This is a genomic window from Chitinimonas taiwanensis DSM 18899, from assembly GCF_900119825.1.
In the GTDB taxonomy this organism is placed as follows: domain Bacteria; phylum Pseudomonadota; class Gammaproteobacteria; order Burkholderiales; family Chitinimonadaceae; genus Chitinimonas; species Chitinimonas taiwanensis.
Map to the genome: position 1 here is coordinate 37,701 of NZ_FPKR01000012.1, position 24,650 is coordinate 62,350.

27 protein-coding genes, 1 other RNA gene and 1 riboswitch are annotated in these 24,650 nt (G+C 65.8%); of the genes, 16 read left to right on the top strand and 12 right to left on the bottom strand.

Features of this window, described 5'->3' with window-relative positions; all coding sequences use genetic code 11:
* The first annotated feature begins 24 nt into the window (after window positions 1-24).
* Window positions 25-219: riboswitch (cobalamin riboswitch) on the top strand.
* Between the two features lie 150 nt (window positions 220-369).
* Genes BT173_RS14760 through cobS form a run of 12 tightly spaced genes read left to right on the top strand, consistent with a single transcriptional unit; the run spans window position 370 to window position 11,715 of the window.
* Window positions 370-2,250, top strand: a complete 1,881-nt coding sequence (locus tag BT173_RS14760) for a TonB-dependent receptor plug domain-containing protein (protein WP_072429437.1) — start codon at window positions 370-372, stop codon at window positions 2,248-2,250.
* Window positions 2,247-2,759 carry a bifunctional adenosylcobinamide kinase/adenosylcobinamide-phosphate guanylyltransferase gene (cobU, locus tag BT173_RS14765; protein ID WP_072429438.1) on the top strand — a complete coding sequence of 171 codons (513 nt, stop codon included), beginning with the start codon at window positions 2,247-2,249 and terminating at the stop codon, window positions 2,757-2,759. The genes BT173_RS14760 and cobU overlap by 4 nt, the downstream gene beginning before the upstream one ends.
* A gap of 10 nt (window positions 2,760-2,769) precedes the next feature.
* Window positions 2,770-3,828 carry a nicotinate-nucleotide--dimethylbenzimidazole phosphoribosyltransferase gene (cobT, locus tag BT173_RS14770; protein WP_072429439.1) on the top strand — a complete coding sequence of 353 codons (1,059 nt, stop codon included), beginning with the start codon at window positions 2,770-2,772 and terminating at the stop codon, window positions 3,826-3,828.
* Complete coding sequence (gene cbiB, locus BT173_RS14775; RefSeq protein ID WP_072429440.1) at window positions 3,821-4,759, top strand: adenosylcobinamide-phosphate synthase CbiB; 939 nt, start codon at window positions 3,821-3,823, stop codon at window positions 4,757-4,759. The genes cobT and cbiB overlap by 8 nt, the downstream gene beginning before the upstream one ends.
* Window positions 4,747-5,763, top strand: coding sequence for a threonine-phosphate decarboxylase CobD (cobD, locus tag BT173_RS14780; protein ID WP_245794188.1), 1,017 nt, complete (start codon window positions 4,747-4,749; stop codon window positions 5,761-5,763). The genes cbiB and cobD overlap by 13 nt, the downstream gene beginning before the upstream one ends.
* A complete protein-coding gene (gene cobO / locus BT173_RS14785; protein ID WP_072429441.1) occupies window positions 5,760-6,362 on the top strand; it encodes a cob(I)yrinic acid a,c-diamide adenosyltransferase in 603 nt (200 codons plus the stop codon). Before cobD ends, cobO begins: the two co-directional genes overlap by 4 nt.
* Window positions 6,356-7,228, top strand: a complete 873-nt coding sequence (locus tag BT173_RS14790) for a cobalamin-binding protein (protein WP_072429442.1) — start codon at window positions 6,356-6,358, stop codon at window positions 7,226-7,228. Before cobO ends, BT173_RS14790 begins: the two co-directional genes overlap by 7 nt.
* Window positions 7,225-8,214 (top strand): FecCD family ABC transporter permease, encoded by a 990-nt coding sequence (locus BT173_RS14795; protein WP_245794189.1) that lies wholly within the window; start codon window positions 7,225-7,227, stop codon window positions 8,212-8,214. Before BT173_RS14790 ends, BT173_RS14795 begins: the two co-directional genes overlap by 4 nt.
* Window positions 8,211-8,993 (top strand): ABC transporter ATP-binding protein, encoded by a 783-nt coding sequence (locus tag BT173_RS14800; RefSeq protein WP_072429443.1) that lies wholly within the window; start codon window positions 8,211-8,213, stop codon window positions 8,991-8,993. Before BT173_RS14795 ends, BT173_RS14800 begins: the two co-directional genes overlap by 4 nt.
* Window positions 8,984-9,502, top strand: coding sequence for a histidine phosphatase family protein (locus BT173_RS14805; protein ID WP_072429444.1), 519 nt, complete (start codon window positions 8,984-8,986; stop codon window positions 9,500-9,502). Before BT173_RS14800 ends, BT173_RS14805 begins: the two co-directional genes overlap by 10 nt.
* A 15-nt stretch (window positions 9,503-9,517) precedes the next feature.
* Window positions 9,518-10,993 carry a cobyric acid synthase gene (locus BT173_RS14810; RefSeq protein ID WP_072429445.1) on the top strand — a complete coding sequence of 492 codons (1,476 nt, stop codon included), beginning with the start codon at window positions 9,518-9,520 and terminating at the stop codon, window positions 10,991-10,993.
* Window positions 10,990-11,715: an adenosylcobinamide-GDP ribazoletransferase gene (gene cobS / locus BT173_RS14815; protein WP_072429446.1), complete on the top strand. Its 726-nt coding sequence runs from the start codon at window positions 10,990-10,992 to the stop codon at window positions 11,713-11,715. Before BT173_RS14810 ends, cobS begins: the two co-directional genes overlap by 4 nt.
* Window positions 11,716-11,893: 178 nt before the next feature.
* On the opposite strand, the gene BT173_RS14820 is transcribed toward cobS, so the two are convergent.
* The 9 genes from BT173_RS14820 to BT173_RS14855 all read right to left on the bottom strand — a co-directional run bounded on the left by BT173_RS14820 (window position 11,894) and on the right by BT173_RS14855 (window position 20,480).
* Window positions 11,894-12,811 (bottom strand): lipase secretion chaperone, encoded by a 918-nt coding sequence (locus tag BT173_RS14820; RefSeq protein ID WP_072429447.1) that lies wholly within the window; start codon window positions 12,809-12,811, stop codon window positions 11,894-11,896.
* A 2-nt stretch (window positions 12,812-12,813) separates the two neighbouring features.
* Window positions 12,814-13,740: an esterase/lipase family protein gene (locus BT173_RS14825; RefSeq protein ID WP_084658671.1), complete on the bottom strand. Its 927-nt coding sequence runs from the start codon at window positions 13,738-13,740 to the stop codon at window positions 12,814-12,816.
* A gap of 202 nt (window positions 13,741-13,942) precedes the next feature.
* Window positions 13,943-14,080 carry a GNAT family N-acetyltransferase gene (locus tag BT173_RS19405; RefSeq protein WP_139256178.1) on the bottom strand — a complete coding sequence of 46 codons (138 nt, stop codon included), beginning with the start codon at window positions 14,078-14,080 and terminating at the stop codon, window positions 13,943-13,945.
* 64 nt (window positions 14,081-14,144) lie between these two features.
* On the bottom strand, window positions 14,145-14,738 hold the full coding sequence (locus BT173_RS14830) for a glutathione S-transferase family protein (protein ID WP_072429574.1): 594 nt from the start codon (window positions 14,736-14,738) through the stop codon (window positions 14,145-14,147).
* Window positions 14,739-14,772: 34 nt separating this feature from the next.
* Complete coding sequence (locus BT173_RS14835) at window positions 14,773-15,642, bottom strand: hypothetical protein (RefSeq protein WP_072429449.1); 870 nt, start codon at window positions 15,640-15,642, stop codon at window positions 14,773-14,775.
* Between the two features lie 1,138 nt (window positions 15,643-16,780).
* Window positions 16,781-17,578, bottom strand: a complete 798-nt coding sequence (locus BT173_RS14840) for an HNH endonuclease (protein WP_072429450.1) — start codon at window positions 17,576-17,578, stop codon at window positions 16,781-16,783.
* Window positions 17,579-17,610: 32 nt separating this feature from the next.
* Complete coding sequence (locus tag BT173_RS14845; protein ID WP_072429451.1) at window positions 17,611-18,405, bottom strand: inositol monophosphatase family protein; 795 nt, start codon at window positions 18,403-18,405, stop codon at window positions 17,611-17,613.
* Window positions 18,406-18,720: 315 nt separating this feature from the next.
* Window positions 18,721-19,266, bottom strand: coding sequence for a response regulator transcription factor (locus BT173_RS14850; RefSeq protein WP_072429452.1), 546 nt, complete (start codon window positions 19,264-19,266; stop codon window positions 18,721-18,723).
* Complete coding sequence (locus BT173_RS14855; protein ID WP_072429453.1) at window positions 19,263-20,480, bottom strand: ATP-binding protein; 1,218 nt, start codon at window positions 20,478-20,480, stop codon at window positions 19,263-19,265. The genes BT173_RS14850 and BT173_RS14855 overlap by 4 nt, the downstream gene beginning before the upstream one ends.
* A 91-nt stretch (window positions 20,481-20,571) precedes the next feature.
* Here BT173_RS14855 and rnpB point away from each other — a divergent pair.
* Window positions 20,572-21,054: RNase P RNA component class A (gene rnpB / locus BT173_RS14860), an RNA gene on the top strand.
* Window positions 21,055-21,118: 64 nt separating this feature from the next.
* On the opposite strand, the gene msrP is transcribed toward rnpB, so the two are convergent.
* The 3 genes from msrP to BT173_RS14875 all read right to left on the bottom strand — a co-directional run bounded on the left by msrP (window position 21,119) and on the right by BT173_RS14875 (window position 22,670).
* Window positions 21,119-22,057, bottom strand: a complete 939-nt coding sequence (msrP, locus tag BT173_RS14865; protein ID WP_072429454.1) for a protein-methionine-sulfoxide reductase catalytic subunit MsrP — start codon at window positions 22,055-22,057, stop codon at window positions 21,119-21,121.
* Between the two features lie 75 nt (window positions 22,058-22,132).
* Window positions 22,133-22,312 (bottom strand): protein MIGRI, encoded by a 180-nt coding sequence (locus tag BT173_RS14870; RefSeq protein ID WP_072429455.1) that lies wholly within the window; start codon window positions 22,310-22,312, stop codon window positions 22,133-22,135.
* A gap of 22 nt (window positions 22,313-22,334) precedes the next feature.
* Window positions 22,335-22,670, bottom strand: a complete 336-nt coding sequence (locus BT173_RS14875; protein ID WP_072429456.1) for a hypothetical protein — start codon at window positions 22,668-22,670, stop codon at window positions 22,335-22,337.
* 298 nt (window positions 22,671-22,968) lie between these two features.
* Between BT173_RS14875 and mraZ the strand changes: the two genes are divergently transcribed.
* From mraZ to ftsL, 3 genes are read left to right on the top strand one after another with little or no spacing between them, the layout of a single operon-like run.
* Window positions 22,969-23,415: a division/cell wall cluster transcriptional repressor MraZ gene (gene mraZ / locus BT173_RS14880; protein WP_072429457.1), complete on the top strand. Its 447-nt coding sequence runs from the start codon at window positions 22,969-22,971 to the stop codon at window positions 23,413-23,415.
* An 8-nt stretch (window positions 23,416-23,423) separates the two neighbouring features.
* Window positions 23,424-24,365 carry a 16S rRNA (cytosine(1402)-N(4))-methyltransferase RsmH gene (gene rsmH / locus BT173_RS14885; protein WP_175545611.1) on the top strand — a complete coding sequence of 314 codons (942 nt, stop codon included), beginning with the start codon at window positions 23,424-23,426 and terminating at the stop codon, window positions 24,363-24,365.
* Between the two features lie 6 nt (window positions 24,366-24,371).
* Window positions 24,372-24,647 carry a cell division protein FtsL gene (gene ftsL, locus BT173_RS14890; RefSeq protein ID WP_072429459.1) on the top strand — a complete coding sequence of 92 codons (276 nt, stop codon included), beginning with the start codon at window positions 24,372-24,374 and terminating at the stop codon, window positions 24,645-24,647.
* The last annotated feature ends 3 nt before the right edge of the window (window positions 24,648-24,650 follow it).

The window sequence follows — 24,650 nt, forward strand, 5'->3', positions numbered from 1 at the left end:
CGCGCGCGCATCAGTGCCAGCTGATAGAATGCGCGGCCTCAAGGTGCTGGCGGCCATGTCTGGCCATCAGTTAAACGGGAAACAGGTGAGAAGCCTGTGCTGTCCCTGCAACGGTAAGCAAGTGTGGGTGTAGCTATCGAGCCACTGTGACCTCGGTCATGGGAAGGCGCTACATCAAGTCTTGTGAGCCCGGATACCGGCCTTGTTGTGCCGCCTGCGCCCTTGCGCCAGGCGGTAATCATTCGACGCGCGGCAGGGTGCACGCAGCGGCTAGCGAGGTGGCCTGCGGCTGCCTGCCTGTCGCCTGGCTTGTCTCCTGTCGCCAGCTAGCTCGCAGCCCCGCGAGCGTGGTTCAGGAGACCCCACGCTTTGTTCCGCCCTACCCTTGCCCTACCCCTGCTCGTCGCCAGCCTGCCTGGTTTTGCCGCCACCCCGCCTATCGCCGCCGATAGCATCGTCGTCACCGCCGCCCGCCTCGCACAGTCGCAGGCCGATGTGCTGGGTGACCTGACTCTGATCGAACGCGCCACGCTCGAACGTTTCCGCGGCCAGAGCCTCGCTGATGTGCTGCAACAGCAGGCCGGCGTGCAATTCACCAGCAATGGCGGCCCCGGCAAGGCCAGCAGCCTGTTCCTGCGCGGCAGCAATGCCGGTCACACCATCGTCTTGATCGACGGCGTGCGCTGGGGTTCCGCCACCCTGGGCAGCCCCTCCTTGCAGAACCTGCCGGTTGACCAGATCGAGCGGGTGGAAATCCTGCGCGGTGCGGCCGCCAGCCTGTACGGCTCGGATGCGATTGGTGGCGTGGTCCAAGTGTTCACCCGCCGGGGTCAAAACACTAGCCAGCCCAGCCTCAGCCTCGGTGCCGGCAGCGACGGTCAGTACCAGGCCAGCGGCCGCCTGGCAGGCCAGAGTGGCAAGACCCGCTATGCACTCGGCCTTGCGCACAGCTACACCGATGGGGTGAGCAGCATCGCCAACCCGGCCAACCCCGGCTATTACGCTGACCGCGATGGCTACCAGAACAGCAGCCTGAGCGCCGCGCTCAGCCACCAGCTGGTGGAAAGCCTGGAGCTGGGTGGCAATCTGCTCTACGCGCGTACCGAAAGCGCCTACGACAGCTATGTCAGCGATGCCAACTGGAATAGCGTGGCGCAGTCCTACGACTACCGCGACAAGAGCACCCAGACCAGCGGTGCGCTGTGGGCGCGCGCGCAGTTCAGCCCCGACTGGCAGGCAGAGTTCAAGGCTGGCAATAGCCGTGACGAGAGCCGCAGTTTCACACCGCTGTCGGCCACCGATCTGCGCGATGCGCCGACCAGCATCAACACCCGCCAGCAGTCGTTCAGCTGGCAGAACGATATTGCCCTTGGCGGCGGCACTGCCACGCTGGGTGCGGAAACGCTCGAACAGACGGTGAGCGGCGAAACCGACTATGCGGTGCGCAAGCGCCGCATCAACAGCCTGTTGGCCGGCTACCTGCTCACCCAGGACACGCTGCGCGGGCAGATCAATCTGCGCCAGGACAATAACTCGCAGTTTGGCGAGCATCTGAGCGGCCAACTCGGCGCCAGCTGGTCCTTCCTGCCCGATTGGCAGCTGGGCAGCAATCTGGGCACCGGTTTTCGCGCGCCATCGTTCAACGATCTGTACTGGCCGGGCGCGGAAAGCCCCGATCTACAGGCGGAGAAGTCCTTCAACCGCGAGGCCTTCCTGCGCTATCGCAGCAAGCCGCTGCAAGTCAGCTTCACCGTGTACCGCAACACCGTGCGCAATCTGATTGCCTGGGCGCCGATCGCGCCCGGCTCCTGGACCTGGAAACCGGCCAATATCGGCCGCGCCCAGCTCAGCGGCAGCACGCTGGCGCTGGACTGGCAGGCGAATGGCTGGCTGGCTGGCGGCCATTGGGATTGGCTGGATGCCAAGGACGTGTCGGGCGGTGACAACGACGGCAAGCAGCTGCTGCGCCGCGCACGTCAATCGGGCGCGCTATATGGCGGCCTACGCGTAGGCAGCCTCGAAACCCGCCTGGAAGTGGTGGCACAGGGCAAACGCTATAACGATGCCGCCAATACCAGCCGCCTGGCCGGCTACGGCCTGCTCAACCTGAGCGCAAGCTGGCAGCTCACACGCGACTGGCAGCTGGCCGCCCGCATCAACAATCTGGCCGACAAGCAGTATGCGCTGGTGCAGGACTACGGCAGCCTGGGCCGCAACGGCATGCTGTCGCTGAACTGGCAGCCCAAGTGAGCACAGAGCTGCTGATTGGCGGTGCACGTAGCGGCAAGAGCGGCTACGCGCTGCGTGCCGCACTAGCCCATGGTGGGCCGGTGTACTGGATCGCCACCGCGGAAGCGTTTGACCCGGAAATGGCGGAGCGCATCCGCCAGCATCGCGCCGAGCGCCCCGCACACTGGCAGACCTGCGAGGAGGCGCTGGAGCTGGGCGCCGCCTTGCGGGCCAGCCAGGCCGACTTCGTGGTGATTGACTGCCTGACGCTCTGGTTGTCGAACTGGCTGTGCCGTGCCGACCCGGATGGTTGGGCACGCGCGCGTGCCGACCTGCTCGCGGCCGTGGCCGAATTCCGTGGCCAGCTCTATCTGATCAGCAATGAGGTGGGCAGCGGTATCGTGCCGGACAATCCGCTCGCGCGGCAGTTTCGCGACGAAGCCGGCCGCCTGCATCAGGATCTGGCCGCCCAAGTCGCGGCCGTCACCCTGATCGTGGCCGGCCTGCCCCTGGCCCTGAAACGTCCTTGAGGATTTCACCATGCAGCCCTCCCCTTGGTGGCAAGCGCCGACCCAAGCCCCCAGCCAGGACGCCCTGGCGGCCGCCACACAGCGCCAGAGCCAGCTGACCAAGCCAGCCGGTGCGCTGGGCGAGCTCGAGCAGATCGCCCTCCAACTGGCCAGCCTGCAAGGGCGCGAGTGCCCGACGCTGCAACGGCCGTGGATCAGCATCTTCGCGGCTGACCACGGTATCGCTGCGGCCGGCGTCTCGGCCTACCCGCAGGCGGTGACCGCGCAGATGGTGGCCAACTTCGCCCACGGCGGTGCAGCCATCTGCGTGCTGGCGCGCCAGATTGGCGCGGCCTTCGAAGTGGTCGATGTCGGCGTACTCAGCAGCACTGCCGCGCTGCCCGAGGTGGTGCAGGCCAAGGTGGCGCCGGGTACGGCCAATCTGCTTGAAGCGCCGGCCATGACTGAAGACCAATGCCTGGCCGCACTGGCCGTGGGCCAGGCTGCCGTGGCGCGCGCACTGGCCCATGGCGCCGATATCTTCATCGGCGGCGAGATGGGCATCGGCAATACCAGCAGCGCCAGCGCGCTGGCGACGATATTTCTGAATACCGAGGTCGTGCAGCTGGTCGGCCCCGGCACCGGCCTGGATGCCGCCGGGGTGATCCGCAAAGCCAGCCTGCTCAGCCAGGCTTTGCAGCTGCATGCCGCGCGCTGTCATACGCCGCTCGGTGCGCTCACCACCCTAGGCGGCTTCGAAATTGCCGCGCTGTGCGGCGCCTATATCGCCGCCGCCCAAGCCGGCCTGCCGGTGCTGGTCGATGGTCTGATCAGCAGCGTGGCCGCGCTGGCCGCCTGCCGGCTCCATGCCGGCGTACGCGACTGGCTGATCTTCGGCCACCAGTCGGCCGAGCCCGCCCATGTGCGCGTGCTGGCCGAACTCGACGCCCGACCGCTGTTGCAGCTCGGCATGCGCCTGGGTGAAGGCAGTGGCGCGGCCAGTGCCTACCCGCTGCTGCAATTGGCTTGCGCGCTGCATGGCCAGATGGCGACCTTCGCCAGCGCCGGGGTCAGCACGCGCGATGCTTGAACTATCGCCCGGCCACTGGCTGGCCGCCTTCGCGCTTGGCCTGGGGCTTGAGGCACTGCTGGGCGAGCCGCGCCGCTGGCATGCGCTGGTCGGCTTCGGCCGGCTGGCCCAGGGCCTGGAAGCCAGCTTGAACCGTGGCCGGGCACGCATCGCGCGCGGCCTGCTGGCCTGGTGCGGGCTGGTGCTCGGTGGCGTGGCACTGTTCATCGCGCTGCGCAGCCTGCTGCCCGACGCGCTGCAGTGGCTGGCCGATGGCCTGGCACTGTGGTTTGCGCTCGGCGCGCGCAGCCTGTTTACACATATCGCCGCCATTGCCACACCCCTGGCAGCGGGCGATCTGGCCACCGCACGCGCGGCCGTGGCGCGCATTGTCAGCCGTGACTGCAGCACGCTGGAGGCGGACGGCATTGCCGCAGCCGGGCTGGAATCGGCACTCGAGAACGGCGCCGATGCGATCTTTGCCAGCCTGTGCTGGTTTGCCCTGCTGGGCGGGCCAGGCGTGCTGCTGCACCGACTGGCCAATACCCTTGACGCGATGTGGGGCTACCGTAGCGCGCGCTTTCTGCAGTTTGGCCGTGTGGCCGCGCGTGCCGACGATGTGCTGTGCTGGCTGCCGGCGCGGCTGACTGCGCTCAGCTATGCGCTGCTTGGCCACCGCCGCAGCGCCCTGCACAGCTGGCGTAGGCAAGCCCCGCTGTGGGATAGCCCGAACGCCGGCCCGGTCATGGCAGCCGGTGCCGGGGCGCTGGGCGTACAGCTGGGCGGGCCGGCCTGCTACCACGGGCAGTGGGAAACACGGCCACTGCTCGGTCAGGGCCATAAGGCCACCGCGGCGGATCTGATGCGTGGCGTGCAGCTGCTACGCCGCACGCTGCTGCTCTGGTTGCTCGTACTCGGCCTGCTCGGGGGCTTGCGCCTGTGCTGGTCCTGAGCCCACCTCGCCACGGCGGCGATCTGCTGCGCGCGATGGCCGAATATGGCGGCGAGCGCGCCGACTGGCTCGATTGCTCGAGCGGCATCGCCCCCGAGCCCTATCCGCTGCCGCCCGTGCCTGCCAGCATCTGGCAGCGCCTACCCGAACAGGATGCCGCCCTCTTGGCCGCCGCGCGCGACTACTATGGCTGTGACACGCTGCTGGCCGTGCCAGGCAGCCAGGCGGCGATTGCCCTGCTGCCGCAGCTGCGCGCGCCATGCCGGGTCGGTGTGCTCTCGCCCAGCTATGCCGAGCATGCCTGGCAGTGGCAGCAGCACGGTCACCCGCTGCGGACGCTGGCCGCCGAGCAGATCGACGCTGCGCTGCCCGAGCTGGATGTGCTGGTAGTCGTCAACCCAAACAACCCGACCGGGGCGCTGATCGATACGGCGCGCCTGCGCGACTGGCATGGTCAGCTGGCGACACGCGGTGGCTGGCTGGTAGTGGACGAGGCCTTTGCCGATGCGGCACCAGCCGACAGCCTGCTCGCTGCACGACTGCCAGAGGGCCTGATCGTGCTGCGCTCACTGGGCAAGTTCTTTGGCCTGGCCGGTGTGCGGCTGGGCTTTGTGGCAGCGGCTCCGGCGCTGCTGGATGCGCTGGCACTTCGCCTCGGGCCGTGGTCGGTCAGCGCACCCGCACAGTGGGCGGGCGAGATGGCGCTTCGCGACCGCGCCTGGCAGACCGCCCAGCGCTACAGGCTGGCGCAGGCCAGCCAAAAGCTCAGCAGCTTGCTGAACGAAGTAGGCCTGGTGGTAGCAGGCCAGCAGGCGCTGCTACATTGGTGTCCACACCCACAGGCTGCGCTATGGCATGCGGCCTTGGCGCAGCAGCGGCTGTGGTGCCGTTATTTTGCCGCGCCAGCCGGGCTACGCTTTGGGCTGCCCCAGCCCGAGCAATTCGATCTGTTTGCCGCGCGCCTAAAGGCCGCGGCCCATACGCTGAACAAGGATGCACGATGACTCTGGATGAAGAACGCAATGCCCGCCACGCCGCCCGTATGGCGCGCAAGAAGGCGCTGATCGACAGCCGCATCGCCGAAGCCAATCTCGACACCGGCGTGTTGCTGGTGCTGACCGGCAATGGCAAGGGCAAATCGTCCTCGGCCTTTGGCATGGTGGCGCGTGCGATTGGGCATGGCATGAAGGTGGGCGTGGTGCAGTTCATCAAGAGCCGCACCGATACCGGCGAGGAAGCGCTTTTGGGCCGCCATTGCGAATGGCATGTGATGGGCGATGGCTTTACCTGGGACACCCAGAATCGTGAAGGCGACACGCGCAAGGCCGAGGAAGCTTGGGCGATTGCCAGCCGGATGCTGGCCGACCCCGCTTACGAGCTGGTGGTGCTGGACGAGCTCACCTATTGCCTCAGCTATGGCTACCTCGACAAGGCGCGCGTGCTGGCCGATCTCGAATCGCGCCCCGATATGCAACATGTGGTGGTTACCGGGCGCGCCGCCGCCAAGGAGTTGCTGGAGATTGCCGACACCGTATCGGTGATCGAAAACGACAAGCATGCCTACAACGCCGGAATCCGCGCCCAGAAGGGGGTCGAATGGTAAGCCGCCTCGTCTGCGCCTTACTGGCTGCCGCCCTGATGGCTCCGGCCATGGCGGCCGTCAGCGTGAAGGACGACAAGGGCCGCACCGTGACGCTGGCTCAGCCGGCCCAGCGCATCATCAGCCTGGCCCCGCACCTGACCGAGAACCTGTTCGCGATTGGCGCCGGCAGCCGCATCGTCGGCGCCACCAGCTTCAGCGACTACCCGGCCGAAGCGCGCCGCCTGCCCCAGGTGGGCAGCTATAACAGCTTCGACCTCGAACAGATCCGCGCGCTGAAGCCCGATCTGATCGTGGCCTGGCCGAGCGGTAACCCGGCGCGTCAGCTCGCCCAGCTGGAAAAGCTCGGCATCCCGCTGTTCTACGACGATCCGCAGCGCTTGGCTGATATCCCAGGCGTGCTGGAGCGGCTAGGCGTGCTAGCTGGTCTCGACGCACAGGCGCGCAGCGCAGCCCAGGGCCTGCGCGAACGTGCGGCCACCCTGGCGCGCCAGCATGCGGGCAAGAAGCCGGTGCGCGTGTTCTACCAGGTGTGGGATAGACCCTTGATGACCATCAATGGCGAGCAGGTGATCACCGACGCTATGCGCCTGTGTGGCGCGGTCAATGTGTTTGCCAGCCTGCCCGCACGCGCACCCACCATCGATGAGGAAGCCGTGCTGGCCGCCAACCCGGAACTGATCGCCACTAGCGGCGACAGCACCGCCAAGAACAGCTGGCTGACCCGCTGGGAGCGCTTCCCGCGCATGGCGGCGGTGGCCAATAAGCAGCTGTATATGCTGCCGCCCGATCTGCTCAGCCGCATGGGCCCACGCCTAGTGGACGGTGCCGAGGCGCTGTGCGCGGCGGTGGAGAAAGCACGCCAGTGAGCGCAGCCCCGCTGACCCGCACGCGCCTGATCGGCCTGCTTGCGCTTTTGCTGGTGCTGGCACTCGCGCTGCTGACTGCCAGCCTCTGCCTTGGCAGCACCGCCTACCGACCCTGGCAGCTGTGGCAGAACACGCCCGATGCGCTGCTGGCGCGCGATGTGGTGCTGCAGCTACGCCTGCCGCGCAGCCTGGCCGCGCTCGCGGTGGGTGGCCTCCTGGCCGTGGCCGGCCTCGCCCAGCAGATCCTGCTGCGCAATCCGCTGGCCGAACCCTATGTGCTCGGCACCTCGGGCGGCGCCAGCGTCGGCGCGCTGACTGCCCTGCTGCTCAGCGGTGGCACGGCGCTGGTGTCGCTGTCGGCCGGCCTCGGTGCACTGCTCAGCACGCTGCTGGTGTTCGGTCTGGCGCGCCATGACCATTCCAGCCAGCAGGCACGTCTCTTACTGACCGGCATTGCCGTCACCTCTTTTACCGGCGCGCTCAGCTCGCTGCTGCTGGCCATCGCGCCCGAAGGCCTGTTACGCGGCATGGTGTTCTGGATGCTCGGCGATCTATCGGGTGCAGACTGGCACCTGCCGCTGTTCAGCCTGGTGCTGCTGGCGGTACTGCTGTGGCCGTTTGCACGCGAGCTGAATCTGCTCAGCCACGGCCAGCAAGCCGCCCATGCGCTCGGTGGGCGCACGCGTCTGCTGCAATGGCTGCTCTATTTCAGCTCGGCGGCCGCCACCGCGGTGGCGGTGACCACGGCCGGCATGATCGGCTTTATCGGCCTGATCGTGCCGCATGCCTTGCGCCTCTTGCTTGGCCAGGATGTACGCCTCTTGCTACCGGCCGCGGCGCTCGGCGGTGGCTGCCTGTTGCTGGCGGCCGATCTGGTCGGCCGCACACTGATCGCACCGCAGCAGCTGCCGGTAGGGGTGGTGACCGCACTGGCCGGCGTGCCGGTATTCCTGTGGCTGCTGCAGCAGCGCGGAGTACGCCGATGAGCGCGCTGCTGCAGGTCCACGATCTGGCGCTGCGCCAAGGTGGCCGCCTCTTATGCGCCGACCTGCGGTTCACCGTGCAGGCTGGCCAGCGCTGGCTGGTGCTGGGCGAGAACGGTAGCGGCAAGAGCACACTCCTGGCCGCGCTGGCCGGCTGGCTAGCCTGCCCCGGCCGCGTGGAGCTAGCCGGGCGTGCGCTGGGCGATTGGCCGGCGCGTGAACGCGCGCGCCAGCTGGCCTGGCTCAATCAGCACGATGACTGCCCGTTTCCACTGAGCGTGCGCGAAAAGGCGCTGACTGGCCGCCACCCGCACCTGGGCCGCTGGGACTGGGAAAGCGCGGCCGATGTGGCCTTGGCCGAGGCGCAGCTGGCGCGCCTCGACCTCCTGGACCTGGCCGGGCGCGACCTGGCCACCCTGTCGGGCGGCGAGCGACGCCGTGCCGGCCTTGCGGCCAGTCTGACCCAGCAGGCTGCCCTGCTGCTGCTGGATGAACCGCTGTCCCAGCTCGATCTGCGCCACCAGCAGCAGGCGCTCGATGTGCTGGCCGAAGAGGCCGCGGCGGGCCGTGCGCTAATCATGGTCAGCCATGACCCCAACCATGCGATCGGCTTTGCCAGCCATGTGCTGCTCTTGTATGGCGATGGGCGCTGGCAGGCCGGCCCGGTGGACGAGGTGCTGAACGAGGCCAATCTGAGCGCGCTCTACCGCCACCCGGTGCAGCGCGGCCTGATCACCGGCCAGCCCTGCTTCCTGCCCCAGCGCGGCCAGCCATGCGCCTGATCCTAGTGCGCCACCCGCCTTGCCTGGCCGGCGCCGGGCGCTGCTATGGCCGGCTCGACCTGCCGGTGGCTGCGGCCGAACTGGCCAGCGCCGCCGCGCAATTGCGCACGCAACTGCCCGCCCTGCCCGTCTTCAGCAGCCCGCTACGCCGCTGCCTGGCACTGGCGCGCCGCCTGCATGCGCGGCCCACCGTGCTGGCAGATTTGCGCGAACTCGACTTCGGCCGCTGGGAAGGCCAGCCCTGGGAGGCGATAGACCGCAGCGAACTCGACGCCTGGGCGGCCGATATCTGGCAGTACCGGCCCGGTGGCGGCGAGAACGCGCTGGAACTCAAACAACGCTGGCTGCGCGTGTATGCGCATCTGGAACAGCAGGCGCCCGCGGGCGCCATCCTGATCGCCCATGCCGGGCTGATCCGCCTGGCCCTGGCCGAGGCTGGCCTGCTGGCCGGACGCGAGCGCTGGGCGGCGCCCATCGTGCATGCCACCCCCTACTACCTCGATCTGTAAAGCGCTGCGACGCCCATGCCCACCCTGATGATTCAAGGCTGCACCTCGGACGCCGGCAAGAGCACGCTGGTCGCCGCACTCGGGCGCCTACTTAAACGCCGTGGCCTGCACGTGGCGCCGTTCAAACCGCAGAATATGGCGCTCAATAGCGCGGTGACGGCGGACGGCGGCGAAATCGGCCGCGCCCAGGCCGTGCAGGCGGTGGCTTGCGGCATTGCCGCGCATACCGACCATAACCCGGTGCTGCTCAAGCCGAGCAGCGACTGCCGCGCCCAGGTCATCATCCAGGGCCGCGCGATCGGCAATCTCGACGCGGTCGACTATCACGCTTACAAGGCCAGCGCTCGCGCGGCGGTGTTCGACAGCTGGCAGCGCCTGGCTGCGCACTACGAATGGGTGGTGGTCGAGGGCGCCGGCAGCCCGGCCGAGATCAATCTGCGCGCCAACGACATCGCCAATATGGGCTTTGCCGAGGAGGCTGACTGCCCGGTGTGGCTGGTGGCCGATATCGACCGCGGCGGGGTGTTCGCGCATATCGTCGGCACGCTGGCCTGCCTGTCGGCGAGTGAGCAGGCACGCGTGCGCGGCTTCATCATCAACCGCTTCCGCGGTGACCTTAGCCTTTTACAAGGCGGGCTGGACTGGTTGGAGGCGCAGACCGGCAAGCCGGTGCTGGCGGTACTGCCCTATTTGCATGGCCTCGATATCGCCGCCGAAGATGCCGTGCCGCGCACACAGGGCCAGGGCGGCGCGTTTCGCGTGGTCATCCTCACCCTACCGCATATCAGCAACCACACCGATTTCGACCCGCTGCGCCGGCAGGCCGGGCTCGACTGCGTGTATGCGACACCCAATCAACCGCTACCGCTGGCCGAGCTGTATATCTTGCCAGGCAGCAAGAACACACGCGCCGATCTGGCCTGGCTGCGCGCCCAGGGCTGGGACGCCGCCATTGCGCGCCATCTGCGCTATGGCGGCAAAGTCATCGGCATCTGCGGCGGCTACCAGCTGCTGGGCCAGCGCGTGGCTGATCCACTTGGCCTGGAGGGCGAGCCGGGCACGAGCGCTGGCCTTGGCTATCTGCCCAGCACCACCACGTTGGCGCGCGACAAGCAGCTGCGCAATGTGGCTGGCCAGCTGCGGCTGCCCGGCCAACCGGCCGCCGCCGTGCATGGCTATGAAATCCACCACGGCGAAACCGTGGGCGCGGATGCGGCCTGCCCGATCGCCCTGGCCGATGGCCGCCAGGACGGCCAGTTGTCGGCCGATGACCAGGTGTTCGGCTGCTATCTGCACGGCCTGTTCGACTCGCCCCCCGCCTTGCAGGCGCTGCTGGCCTGGGCCGGCTGGCACGGTGATGCGAGCGCGGCGACCGATGCCGGCCAGCATCTGGAGGCCGAGATCGACCGGCTGGCCGATGCGCTCGATACCGCACTCGACTGGGACAAGGCGCGTGCCGCCGGCCTGGATCTCGCCACGGAGGCCGTATGACGCGATTCTGGCTGGCCGTGCAATTCCTGACCCGCCTGCCCACCCCAGCCACGCCCGATTTCCAGCCCCAGTTGCTGGTCGAATCGGCGCGCTGGTTTCCGCTGGTGGGCTTGCTGCTGGGTGCGCTGCTTGCCCTGCCGCTGTGGCTGGGTGCACAGCTCGACCCTTGGCTCTTGGCCTGGCTGGGCCTCATGGCCTGGGCCTGGCTGACCGGCGGCCTGCACCTGGATGGCCTGGCCGACCTGGCCGACGGCCTGGGTGCCGCGCATCGCGACCGGGCGCGGCTGCTGGCGGTGATGAAGGACCCGCATCTGGGCAGCTTCGGTGTACTAGCGCTGATTTTGCAGTGCAGCGCCAAGCTGGTGCTGCTGATGCTGCTGGCGCGCGCCCAGGGCTGGGCTGCGCTATGGCTGATTCCGGCCTGGGCGCGGCTTGGGCCGCTGTTCTGGCAGGGTCTGCCGCCGCTGGCGCCGGGCCTGGCCGAGGCCTTCAGCTGGCGCATTCCTCAGCGTGCGCGCCTGCTATGGCTATTGGCCCTGCTCGCCCTGTCGGCCTGGCTGGCGCCTGCCCTGCTGCTGGCTCCGTTGCTGCTATGGACCTATCACGCTTGGCTGCGCCGCAAGCTGGGCGGGGTCAGTGGCGACTGCCTGGGTGCTGGCATCGAGCTGGTGGAAAGCGCCTTGCTGCTGGCCGCCGTGCTGGGCCTGAAGCTGCTCAACTAGGCAGCCAGGGTATCCAGCACAGGCCCGATGTGGGCAAGAAAGGAAACAGGGCAGCTTTTGGCTGCCCTGTTTCACTTGCCCAGCCCGCGCGTTTAGCGCGCCGGCCGGGGCTCACTCCTCTCCGTTTTTATCCACGCCCGACCGGGGAGAGACTGGCCAGGGCGCGGTGATCCGTCCTTTATTCATAGGCGCTCAGGCGTAGCCTTTCCTGGGCATCGAAACCGGCCTCGCGCAGCTGGGCGATGCGCGCCTCCCGCTCCGCCTGGCTCAGCGTGCTGTCAGCGCGCAGCGCGGCCAGCGTCTGCTGGTAAGCCTGGATGCGGCGCTGCCAGTCGGCTTCCTCCGTATCGAGCTTGGCCAGGCGCTCGGCTGCTGCCTCCCCCACATTGGCCGCACGGATGCGGAACACCTCGGCGGCATCGGCGCCCTGCTCGCGCGCCTTGGCCACCTGTTCGGCCACCGCCAGGTGCTGCACCGGCTGCTGGCGCGCGGCCAGAATGGCCGGGTCAAGCTGGCGGTCGAGTTCGGCCAGACGCGCGCGCTTGTCCGCCGCACTCAGGCTGCCATCCTGCTGAATCTGCATGCGCGCCAGCGCGTCATCGTCGTAGCGGTCTTCCCAGCCAAACAGACCGGCCGCCTCGGCTGCGCTGAAATGCCGGCTGCGCAAGGCACGCGCGGCATCCAGGCGTTGACGCGCCACACCCAGCGCATTGCCCTGCAGGCTGGCCACACCATCCAGCGCCTGCAAATCCCGCTTATAGGCAAGGTAGCGCTGGAACAGCTGCTTGGCGGCCTGCGCGGCCGCCGGGGCAAAGCGCCGCGCAAGTTCGGCCTCCACCGCGGCCACGATGGCCGCCAGCGACTGCTCTCCCTCGGTGGCCAGGTAGTAGTCGAACAGGCGGCGCAGGCTGTCATCCACCGGCAGCTGCGCCGCCGGGCTGGCCGGCGCGCCATCGGGCTGGGTGCCGGCCAGCGAGGCGGCGAAGGGCGCGCTCGCGCCGCCCCCCGCCAGTTCGGCCTCAGCCGGTCTCGGCCACACCGCAGCCAGCGCCACACCGGCCGCCAGGGCGGCCAGCAGATACACCGACTTGTGCATGCTCAGACGCCCGCGTTCTTCAGACGGTTGGCATGCTGGCGATACAGGGTGACCGGATTGGTCTCGAACAGATGCACGATGCCGAAGAAGTGGTTGATCTCGTCGATATGGTTCATGCGGTAGTCGGCGCGGATCACCTTACCGAGGCGGCTCGAACAGGTGCCGACCAGGCCGTCGTTCTGCTCGCCATAGATAAGGCCGGTCAGCGCCAGCGCACCATCGCCCGGGTCGAGCACATTGGTCAGCGTGCTGCCGCCACTCCACGAGTAATACAGCACGCCCTTGTGGCTATACGCGCCCTCGCCGCAGGCCGTGCTGGGCACGCCACCCGGGAAGCGCTGGTTGAAGTCGGCCAGCTTCTGGGTGGTCAGCGCCTCGAGCGCCTGTACCGGGTCTTGCGGCAGGCTGCTGCCGCCCGATACCAGCGAGATCAGCCCGGCCAGACCCTTGGCCACGCCCGCCGCCACGCTTTCCGATACCGAGCCGGGCTTGAGCGTGCCGCGCACCAGATCGGCGATCTTGCTGCCCTTGTTCACCCCGCCCACCGTGGTGGTAGAGGCCACCAGCTGCGGTGCCACGCCGGCCACATAGCGCACGGTGGGGCCGCCATGGCTGTGGCCAATCAGGTTCACCTTGCTGGCGCCGGTAATGGCCAGCACCTGCTTGACCTGGGCCAGCAGCTGCTCGCCGCGCAGCTCGGTGCTATGGGTGGCCGACACTTGGGCCACATAGACCTTGGCGCCGTCCTTCTGCAGCTCGGCGGGGATGCGATACCAGTAATCAATGCCCAGGGCCTGGTCCCAACCGAACAGGCCGTGCACGAGCACGATCGGATACTTGGTCTGGGTGTAGCCGCTGGCGGCATGGGCGGGCAGCAGCAGGGCACAGGCGAGCCCTAGCGCCGCCATCAGACGTGCGAAGTGTTGCATCGGGGTTGTCTCCATTATGGTTAAGTACTTGATCCGCCTTTGTTTTGTGGCGGTAGCAGCAACTTAGACAACGTTATGACAAATGTCTAGAGCAATCGCTCGATAGACGAAAATGCCACAGTTGCACACACCCATGCCGGCCCAGAAAGCGCAACGCCCCGGCCTAAAGACCGGGGCTTTGGCTGGGGCCAGCGGCTGCGATTCAGCGTATCGCCGCGTAGAGGCGGGTATTGCGCAGTGTGCCGTCCGGGTCCTTGCGCTCGTGGCGCAGCACGCCTTCCAGCTGCATGCCGGCGCGCTCGCACACGCGCCAGCTGGCCCTATTCAGCTCAGCAGGCAAGGCCTCCAGCACGCGAGTGCCGAGATGGATAAAAGCGACAGCAGGTATCAAAGGCGGACCGTGATCAGGGTAAGCGTGCAGCAGCCAGATAGGCGGGGCGCGTCAGGCAGCGCTGCAACCAGTCTGCCACGGCCGGGTAGTGGGTGAAGTCGAAGCGGCGCAGGCCGTTGATCACGCCGGCCACATTCAGATCGGCCACGCTGAAGGCGCTGCCGAGCAGGTAGTCACGGTCTTGTAGCGCCACGTTCAGGCGCGCCAAGGGTCGCTGCAAAGCCTGACAAGCCTGCGCAAGCTGCCCGGCATCGCGCTTCGCTTCAGGCAGCCACAGCGCCTGGCTTGCCCATTGCAGATAGGGCGCTTCTAGGCTGCTGCTTGCCCACAGCGTCCATTGCCAGAAGCATGCCTCGTCCTGCTCACCTTGTGGCCACAGCCGTCCATCTCGGCGCGCCAGGTAGGCATTGATAGCCAGCGACTCGGCCAGCACGAAATCGCCATCGACCAGGGCCGGAATGGTGCCGGCCGGGTTCAACGCGAGGTAGGCGGCATCTTGGCCGCATTGCTGCCAGTCGAGCGGAATATGTTCGAAAGCTAGGCCCAGCTCCTGGGCCAACCACAAGACCCGCAAGCTGCGCGAGCGGCTGGTACCGTAAATCTGCATCGTGATCATCACTTCCTGTTTGGCGCGGTTCGGCTCAAGCTTGCCCGAGTTCAGCCAGCTCGGCCACGCACCAGCGCAGGTCGTCCGCGCTCAGTTGAGCATGGCAGGCAAGGGCCTGTGCACGGTGTGCGCTAAAGGCCGCTGCATCACCTGCCGCCCGCGCGGCCAGGGCCAGCACGGCGTTGGCGAAGAATTGCTCGAAATACGGCGCGGCATGGGCCAGGCAGATATCCAGGCAGCGCTGCGCATGCTGGCTAGCCGCCTCGGGCAACTCCGCCTGCAGCAGGCTGCGCGCCAAGCGGTACTCGGCGCGCTCCTCTTCCAACCAGGTGCCGGCACGGCACCAACAGGCGAGGCCGGTCTCGGCCGCTGCCAGCATGGCGGCAGTCTGCTCGGGTGTGCGCCCCGCAGTCTGCTCAAGCTGCAGGGCCAGATTGTTGCCGGCCACGGCCAGCGCACGCCAAGCGTCGTCATGCGCTGCCAGCACCTGTTCGGCTTCGGCACAGGCTGCACGCAGGGCGGCCATGCCTTCGCCCAGGCGCTCCCGCCCGGCCAAGGCCGTGGCACTCGTAGCCAGCGCCGCCACCCGGTCGGCCGCGTTCAAGACCTGTAGAGCGGATTCATTCCCAGCGCAAAAAGCCAAGCTAGCCTGCCCACGCCGCAGCGCCTGCTCGGCCAGCCCATGGCCCAGCAGCGGCAGGGCCTCAATCTGTGCCAGCAGCGCGCTACCAGCCGCCCACTGACCCAGATGCTCGCCATACACATGCACGACCAAGCGCACATAGGCCGGCACCTGCTCAGCCGTCTGCAGCAGGGCCAGCGACTCGCTCAGCTGCGTCGCCACGGCCGCGGTGTCATCGGCATGGGCCCGCCAGGCGGATTGGATAAACGCATCGAAGGACATATTGGCTCCGAGGTGGAAGATGGCGGTGAGCTTGGTTTAGGTGACTGAGGCCAACGCTGTGGCTATGTGTCTAAGGCGGTCTTTTGCCAAGCGGCTAACGCCGCAGTGTCCACGCTATGCGTGGTTTAGGGCGGGAGTGCGTCCCGCAGCCGCCTGACTTTCTTTGTCTTGCCAAAGAAAGTCAGCAAAGAAAGGCGCACCCGCGGTCTCGCCCGGCTGCGCCGGGTTCCCTGCGCTGCGCGAAGCTCGGCGAGTACCGAGGGCATTGGGCGCTTCGTAGAGCGAGCAGTACTGTTGAATACCCTTGCCGAAAACCACAAATCAAACCAGGTGGAGCTGCGCCCTTATGCCCTCTAAGCCGCCGGAGCTTGGGTGCTTTGGCGGGGGTAGTCGGCGGCAGCTGTTTGAGCCCGCGCAGCGGGCGAGTTCTGCCGCCGCCCGCCACAGCGCCCAAGCGCAGGGCAGTCGCGCAGCGACCGGCTTAGCGGGCGCGCCTTCTTTTGCTTACTTTTCTTGGCAAGACAAGAAAAGTAAGGCGGCTGCGGGACGCACTCCCGCTCTAAACCACGCGCAGCGTGGAGTGCGCGGCGTTAGCCGCTAAATACCAGCGCGGTGGGCAACACGCTGCCCACCCTACTCGGCTGAAGAGCCAGGGCTTGGCTAGCGGGCTTGAAGCAGGCTGGGAGAAGCGCCGTGGATGGGGAATTGAAGCAAGTGCAGTACATAGCACCCTCACCCCAACCCCTCTCCCGGATGGAGAGGGGCAGAGCAGCGCGCCGTTTTTTGCGGCGCCGGCTCAAGCACTGCCAGCTCTACGGAGCGCCCAATGCCCTCGGTACTCGCCGAGCAGCACAGAAGCTCGCGGGGCATTCCGGGGCAAGCTGTTTGAGGGCGGCTGCAAGCCGACCGAGTTCTTGCCCCGGCCGCGAGCTTCGCGCAGCGCAGGGAACCGGCCGAAGGCCGGCGAGACCGCGGGCGCGCCTTCTTTGCCTTCTTTCTTGGCAAGACAAGAAAGAAGGGCGGCTGCGGGACGCACTCCCGCCCTAAACCACGCGCAGCGTGGAATTCGCGGCGTTAGCCGCTAAACCGAAAATCCAGTGGGCGAAGCCGCCCACCCTCGGCTACACGCATGGCAGGCTCAAAAGAGCTGATTAATTATCGCAACGTATCTATCTCGTAGCAGTTCAACCTCACGATACGCCAAATCCAATATTTTTTTGAACTGCTCATTTTGTTCAAGCGGCACATAATTCTTACTATCCATATACGCATCAATCTTAGCGATTGCATCTATATTGCCTTCAAGGAACTCTCTGTAGGTTTTATTTCCCTTACGAGCGTTGCACGGGTAACAACTGGGTACTAAGTTACCAAGGCGGTGCTCTCCTAGCCTTTCTCGATTTATAGGCACAGCATGTTCCATAATCAGCTTGGTCTTAGCGCCGCAGTATGCACATGCATTCCCAAAACAATCCCGAGTATCGATCCAATCCTTTTCCGAGAACGACTCAAACCCTATGTTTCCAAGTATATTTCTAATGAAAAGATTTTGGGCATTAGCTATGTGGCTCTCACCATATCTTGGGCGTCGGCCTGGCAACGTGGCCTTCTTTGTTGGCTCGCCGACGGCATGAAAAACATCGGGAATCGACAAAGATTTTTCTTTCAAATAACCAAGGAAGCTAGCACGACTTGATTCAAACCATTGGCTTGACACTCGAACACTAACACCTCGCACGAGATAAATTTCTGTCCAAAATCTTTTAGAACGACCTATCTCAATAGCATCAACAGCAACACAGAATGGGAAATTTATTCCAAAGACTTTTTTGCAGTAATCAACATCTTGTAGCCGCAGAAATTCTTGATGGTCATTCGATTCACAATATCGAAAAATGCTTCCAATACTATTCTTAACGAGTGTTCCGATCTTCATACCTTTTCCTAAAGGACTGAATTCCACAAGGCCTACAAGTTGTACTTCACCCACTTCACCCACTGCCCAAACAAACCCGGATTCAGCGCGGCGATCACCGAGCGTTGCCAGACGTCGTCGTCCCAGTAGTCGTCGTGATACAGGCTGGTCATGTGCCCACCGGCCTCGGCCAGGATCAGGCAGCCGGCGGCGTAGTCCCATAGGCGTTGGCCGCCGTGCACATAGATATCGAAGCGACCGGCGGCCAGATAGCACCAGTCCAGCGTGGAGGCGCCGAAGTTGCGCTGGCTGCCAAAGGGCGGCAGGGCGGCCAGGCGCTGGGGCAGCTTGCCGCCCAGCCATTTCACTTCCACACCGGCAATCGCCTCGGGCATGGTCGGCACATGCTTCTTCAGCGGCAGGCGCTGGCCGTTGAGATAGGCGCCCTGCCCCGCTTCGGCAGTGAACATCTCATTCGCCACCGGGTTGTAGATGACGGCCAGGCGCGGGCGGCCGTGTTCCATCAAGGCCACCGAGATGGCGAAGTAAGGCAGGCCATGCACGAAGTTGGTGGTGCCATCGATGGGGTCGATCACCCAGATCTGCGCGTTCGCCTCCCACAGCGCCTGCTGTTCCTCGCTGCTCATTTCCTCGCCCAGCACCGGGCAGGGCACGATTTGCGGTAGGCGTTCGATCAGTGCGCGCTGGGTTTCCAGGTCGGCCTCGGTAAACAGCGTGCCATCGTCCTTGCGGCTGCCACCCACACGCAAAAAACGCGGCATGACTTCGATGGCGGCCACTTCGCGGACGGCGGCGATAACGAGATCAAGCGGGCGGGCTGCAGACATGGTGGCACCTGACGAGGCGCTGATGAATATCCACTGACGCGCTTGCGCGGTTCCCTCCAAGCCCGTGCAACTTGGACTGCCGCCGCGGCGGCGGGGGCGGAGGGGGTGGAATCAATCAGCGAGGAATCATTGAGTTATCACGGTCGATTCGCGCCCGGCTATGCCGGGCGGTGAACTGATCGTGGCGTTATCGAATCAAGCCGCGTTTCCCCAAGGGAAACGAGCGTCGATTCTAAACGCAAAGCACGCTGTGGCGCGGCTTGGGCGGCTGGGGATGACCCGAATGTGGCGCGGAACCCGCCGGGCGCGTTGGCGCTACAGATTGCGCTCGGGCGGGTTGGGGCTGGGGCGCTTGAGCAGTTTGCGCTGCAAGGTGCGCCGGTGCATGTTCAAGGCGCGCGCGGTGGCGCTGATATTGCCGCCATGTTCGGCCAGCACCTTCTGGATATGCTCCCATTCGAGCCGGTCCACACTAAGCGGCTGGGCCTCCAGCTCAGCCGCCGCATCGCCGTCCAGCTTGTCCAGCGCAGCCAGTATCTCATCCACCGTGGCCGGCTTGGCCAGGTAGTGCACGGCACCCAGCTTGATCGCCTCGATGGCGGTGGCGATGCTGGCATAGCCGGTCAGCATCACGATGCGGCAATCGGGAATCGCGGCATGCAGGGCCTGGATCAGGCGCAGGCCGGAGTCCGGGCCGAGCTTGAGGTCGAGCACCGCGCAGTCGGGCGCGTGCGTCTGAGCACAGGCCAGCGCCGTAGCGGCGTCCTGCGCGCTGTCCACCAGCCAGCCGCGGCGCAAAAACGCGCGTTGCAGCACGGCCAGCAAGGCCGCATCGTCGTCCACCAGCAGGATGCGCTTCATGGGTGCACCTCGCGCGGCAGGCAGATTTCCACCGCAGTGCCGCCTTCGGCTGGCGTTTGCCAGCGCACGCGGCCGCCGCAGCGCTCGATGGCCGACACCGCCAGCGCCACGCCCATGCCCAGCCCCTCGCCTGCACCGACCGGCACCTTGCCGTCGAAGCCGGGGCCACGGTCGCTGATGGTGATCTTCAGCTGGGCGGCCGACCAGTCGAGTGCAATGCACTGCCAGTCCGGGCTCGCATCGGCAGCGTTATCGAGCAGATTGAGCAAGGCCTGGCGCAGGGCGAACGGCCAGACCACGGTGGGCGGCGCAGTCCCCAGAATCTGCACCTCGGTGCGCGCGGCCGGGCGCACCACGCGCCAGTCATCCATCAGCGCCAACAGAGCCAGGTCGGCCGGCTGAGGCGCTGGCTGCTCACCATCGGCGCGCAGCCGGCCCAGCTCGGTACGACAGGCCTGCAGCTGCAGCTGCAGCAGCTCCAGATCGGCCGCCAGCTGCGCATCGTCCTGCCGCTCGGCGCGCAGCTCATCGACCAGCACCGTCATGGTGGCCAGCGGCGTGCCCAGCCTATGCGCGGCACCGGCCGCCTGCAGGGCGAGGCCCAGCACCTGTTGCTGGCGTAGGCCGGCTTCGCGGCTTTCGGCCAGCGCGCGTTCCTGGCTGCGTAGCTGTTGGCCGATGCGCGTGACGAGGCCAGCCACGATCAGCGCCGCGGCCACAAAGGCCAGCCACATGCCCAGGGTATGCAGGAAGAAGGCCTGCGCGAGCGATTCCTCAGACAGCGGCAGCGGCAGATACCAGACCAGCAGCGCGCTATAGGTGGCCAGCGTGAGCGCGGTGAGCGGCCAGACGAAGCGGGCCGGCAGGGTGGCGGCGGCAATGACCAGCGGCAGCAGGAAGAGCGCGGTGAACGGGTTGCTGGCCCCGCCGATGAAGAACAGCCACAGGCCGTGGCCGAGGATGTCCATGGCCAGCTGGCGGGCGATTTCCCCCGCGGTGATCGCATAACCATGGCGACGCGCCAGACGCAGGCGCAAGAGGCTGAACAGGTTGTAGGCCATCAGCAGCAGGCAGACCAGGCCAAGCGAGAGCAGCGGCAAGCCCCATTCGAACACGAAGACTGCGAATAGGATGGCGGCCACATAGGCCGTGATGGTCAGGGCGCGCAGCAGCACCAGACGGTGCAGGATGGAGACAAGGGCATTGGGCGGCATGGCCGCATTGTAGCGGGGCGACGGCCCCCTGCCCTGCGGCGCTTGGTCGCAGCGCAAGGGGGGCTTGACCACGGTGGTAGACTAGCTGGGCGAAGTTGGCCGGACAGTCGCCGCCCGCGCAAGCGGGGGGAGGAAAGTCCGGGCTTCATAGGGCAGGATGCTGGCTAACGGCCAGGCGCCGCGAGGCGACGGAAAGTGGAACAGAGAGCTGAACCGCCGATGGCTGGACTTGGCGGCCCGCAAGGGACGCAAAGTCTTTATCAAATGGGGTAACCCGTTTGGTGCATCAAATGGGGCAACCCATTTGACAGCACAGGTAAGGGTGAAAAGGTGGCTGCGCAAGCAGCCGTTTGGTGCAAACCAAACGCGGTAAGAGCGCACCGCTTGGCTGGTGACAGTCCAAGGCAGGCTAAACCCCATCCGAAGCAAGACCAAATAGGCAAGCGTTGACGGGGCCCCCTGAGCTTGCGGGTAGGTTGCTTGAGGCGGCCAGTAATGGCCGTCCTAGAGGAATGACTGTCGGTGGCGGGTAACCGCCATGTCACAGGACCCGGCTTATAGGCCGACTTCGCCTCGTATTCCGCAAAAAAAGACGCAGCCTGGGCTGCGTCTTTTTTCTTGCCTGCGACCCATGCTGCCTAGAAGTTGCGGCGCAGGTCCATGCCCTTATAGAGGCTAGCCACCTCATCGGCATAACCGTTGAACATCAAGGTCTTGCGCTTGAGAAATTCGCCGATGCGCCGCTCGCTGGCCTGGCTCCAGCGCGGGTGGTCGACCTCGGGGTTCACATTCGAATAGAAGCCATATTCGGTCGGGTTCGCGCGCATCCAACTGCTGATCGGCTGCTTGTCGACGAGGCGAATCTTGACGATGGACTTGATGCTCTTGAAGCCGTACTTCCAAGGCACCACCAGCCGAATCGGCGCACCGTTCTGCTTGGGCAGCGGCTTGCCATACAGGCCCACGGCCAGGATGCTGAGCGGGTGCATGGCTTCGTCGATACGCAGGCCCTCTACATAGGGCCAGTCGAGCGAGCCGGTGCGCTGACCCGGCATCTGCTCGGGCGCCAGCAGGGTGGTGAACTCCACATACTTGCCGGCCGAAGTCGGCTGCACTTCCTTGAGCAGCGCCGCAAGCGGTAGACCCACCCAGGGAATCACCATCGACCAGCCCTCCACGCAGCGCAGCCGGTAGATGCGCTCTTCCAACGGCGCGAGTTTGAGCAGGCTGTCGATATCGAAGCGGCGCGGCTTGGCCACATGACCGCTGACCTCGACCACCCAGGGGCGGGTTTTCAAGGTATGCGCGTACTCGGCCGGGTCGCGCTTGTCGGTGCCGAACTCATAGAAATTGTTGTAGCTGGTGATCTCGGTTTCGCTGTTCTTCGCCTCGCTGGTGCTGTAGCGGCTCTTGTAGAAGGTGGGCAAGGCCGAGGGCGCGGCGGCGGCCTCCACCGTGGGCAGCGCGCTGGCCGCCGCAAGCAGGGCCGCGCCTTTCATCCACTCGCGCCGATTCAGGTACACCGCCTCCGGGGTGATTTCACTCGCAGGGATGAGGGGGGCTTGGTAGACAGGCATGGGGGTCTCCGGAACACGCAGGCAGTTTGGACAGCCCCTTGGTCGCGCGGTTTCCGCCCTGCTGACGGCCGCCGTTCAAAAACCGTAGCGCCACCCGTGCCACAGCGCCATCACGGCCGAGGATGCCAGCAGCGCATAAGCGAGCGTCTCCACATAGCTACGGAAACGCCGACGAGTTTCAGGCTTCAGAAAGGCATTCCAGATCAACAGCGCCACGGCGGCAAACAGCGCCAGGCGCGCAAGCTTGGCCAGCATCAGCGCGCCCCAGGCCGAGCCATCACAGGCATTCGACCACCCCTTCGGCGTACTGGCGTGCACCGAGCAGCGTGTTCTCAGTGCCCGCGCGGTATTCATGCAGCTTCCAGCCCTTGCAGCCCATCGATTCCGTGTATTGCTCGGCACGGCGGCGGAACAGCTGCTCGGCCTGGCCATTGAAAACCACGGTCGACCCCTGCACGCGGATCTTGTATTTGCGCCCGCCCAGATGGCGTTCGCTGCTGTCTTGCAGCACGCCATTGCCGTCTGCCACGGCACGGCCGGTTTGCTGCAGTTGCGAGCATCCCGGCAGGCCCCAGAACAGGGCAAATAAAACCAGACAAGCTCGATAAGACATGGTGTTTTTCGCTCAGAGTTAAAGTTTTGCTTTCAGGTTTTTTTATAAACCCTTATTTGCAAAGGATTATTACATCAAGCTATCGCTTTGCAAATTAGCGCTAAGTGATTGTAGCAAAAACAGAAATTCCCCTTTACGCGCTTGACCCGTGTCGAATTGTTGCCCTATAGTGGGGCGCAGTGGGAAAAAGTGGTGAAAAGTGTTTTGCCATCCCAAGATTCAGCGAAATCGACCTGCGTAAAGCGAGAGCGGCGCAAGCGGTTTCAATCCCCCTCCAGCGGGACTATTGGCGGTAAACATGTTCGGCGGCGTAGCCACTCTCAACCTCGACAGCAAAGGGCGTCTGGCCATCCCGGCCAAGCATCGCGACGCCCTGCTGCAAGGCTGCGGCGGCAAGCTGACCGTGACCGTGGACCCGAGCCAATGCCTGCTGATCTATCCCCAGCCCGCCTGGGAACCCGTGCGCGAAAAGCTCAACAACTTGCCAGCCTTCAATCCGCAAGCCCGCGCGCTGCAACGCCTGATCCTCGGCCACGCCGAAGAAGTCGAACTCGACTCGGCCGGCCGCATCCTCGTTTCTCCCACCCTGCGCAACTTCGCCGGGCTTGATCGCGCGGTTGCGCTGGTTGGCCTCGGCTCCAAGTTCGAGCTGTGGGACGAAGGCCGCTGGCAGGCACAAACCGCCGCCGCCCTGGCCATGTCGCCGGCCGACATCGCCGCCCAGCTGGAAGGTTTCGTGCTGTGAGCGCCGCCATGTTTACCCACCGCACGGTGTTGCTGACCGAGGCGGTGGATGGCCTGAACCTGCAGCCGGCTGGCATCTATGTGGATTGCACCTATGGGCGTGGCGGTCACTCGCGCCTGATCCTGTCGCGCCTCGGCCCCACGGGCCGCCTGATCGCCTTCGACCGCGATCCGCAGGCGGTGGCCGACGCCAAAACAATTGACGACCCGCGTTTCCAGATCGTGCACGAAGGCTTTTCCAGCTTCGACAGCGCGCTGGATGCGCTGGGCATTGCGCAGGTCGATGGCGTGCTGATGGACCTTGGGGTGTCCTCGCCGCAGATCGACGAGGCTGAACGCGGCTTCAGCTTCCGCTTCAACGCGCCGCTGGACATGCGCATGGATACGACCCGGGGCCAAACGGCCGCGGAATGGTTGGCGACGGCTCAAGAGGCCGATATCGCGGAGGTGATTAGAGACTATGGCGAAGAACGGTTTGCTAAACAGGTTGCAAGCGCGATTGTTGCGGCTCGGGCGCTCGAGCCTGTCCTCACAACAGGCCAACTTGCCAAGATCGTGGCAACGGCCGTCCGCACCCGCGAGCCGGGCCAGGACCCGGCGACGCGCACCTTCCAGGCTGTACGGATTTACATCAATCGCGAGCTTGAAGAGCTCGCGCTGACCCTGCCGCAGGCCTTCAAGCGCCTGCGCCGCGGCGGACGGCTGTCGGTGATTGCCTTCCACTCGCTGGAAGACCGCATCGTGAAACGCTTCATGGCCGACGCCGCCACCGCCGACAAGCTGCCCAGCCGCCTGCCGGTGCGCGCCGCCGATATCGGCGAGGCACCGCTCAAACTGGTGGGCAAGCCGGTACGGGCCAGCAAGACCGAAGTGGATGAAAACCCGCGCGCGCGCAGTGCCATCTTGCGCATTGCCGAACGCAGCGCCGCACCGATGCCGGTGCAGAAGTAAAAGCAAGTGACGCGGTTGAATTTGCTATTGCTCTTTGTCCTTATCGCCTGTGCGCTGGGAGTGGTCACCTCGCAGCACAAAGCACGGCGAGCCTATATCGAGTTGCAGAAGGCGCAGAACGAGGCGGCCCGGCTGGAAGTCGAGTGGGGCCAGTTGCAGCTGGAGCAGAGCACCTGGGCCATGCATTCGCGCATCGAAACCGAGGCAGCGAACCGGCTCAATATGCGTGTGCCGGACGGCAACCATACCCAGGTTGTACCGCTCAAACAGGCGGGGGGCTGAGGC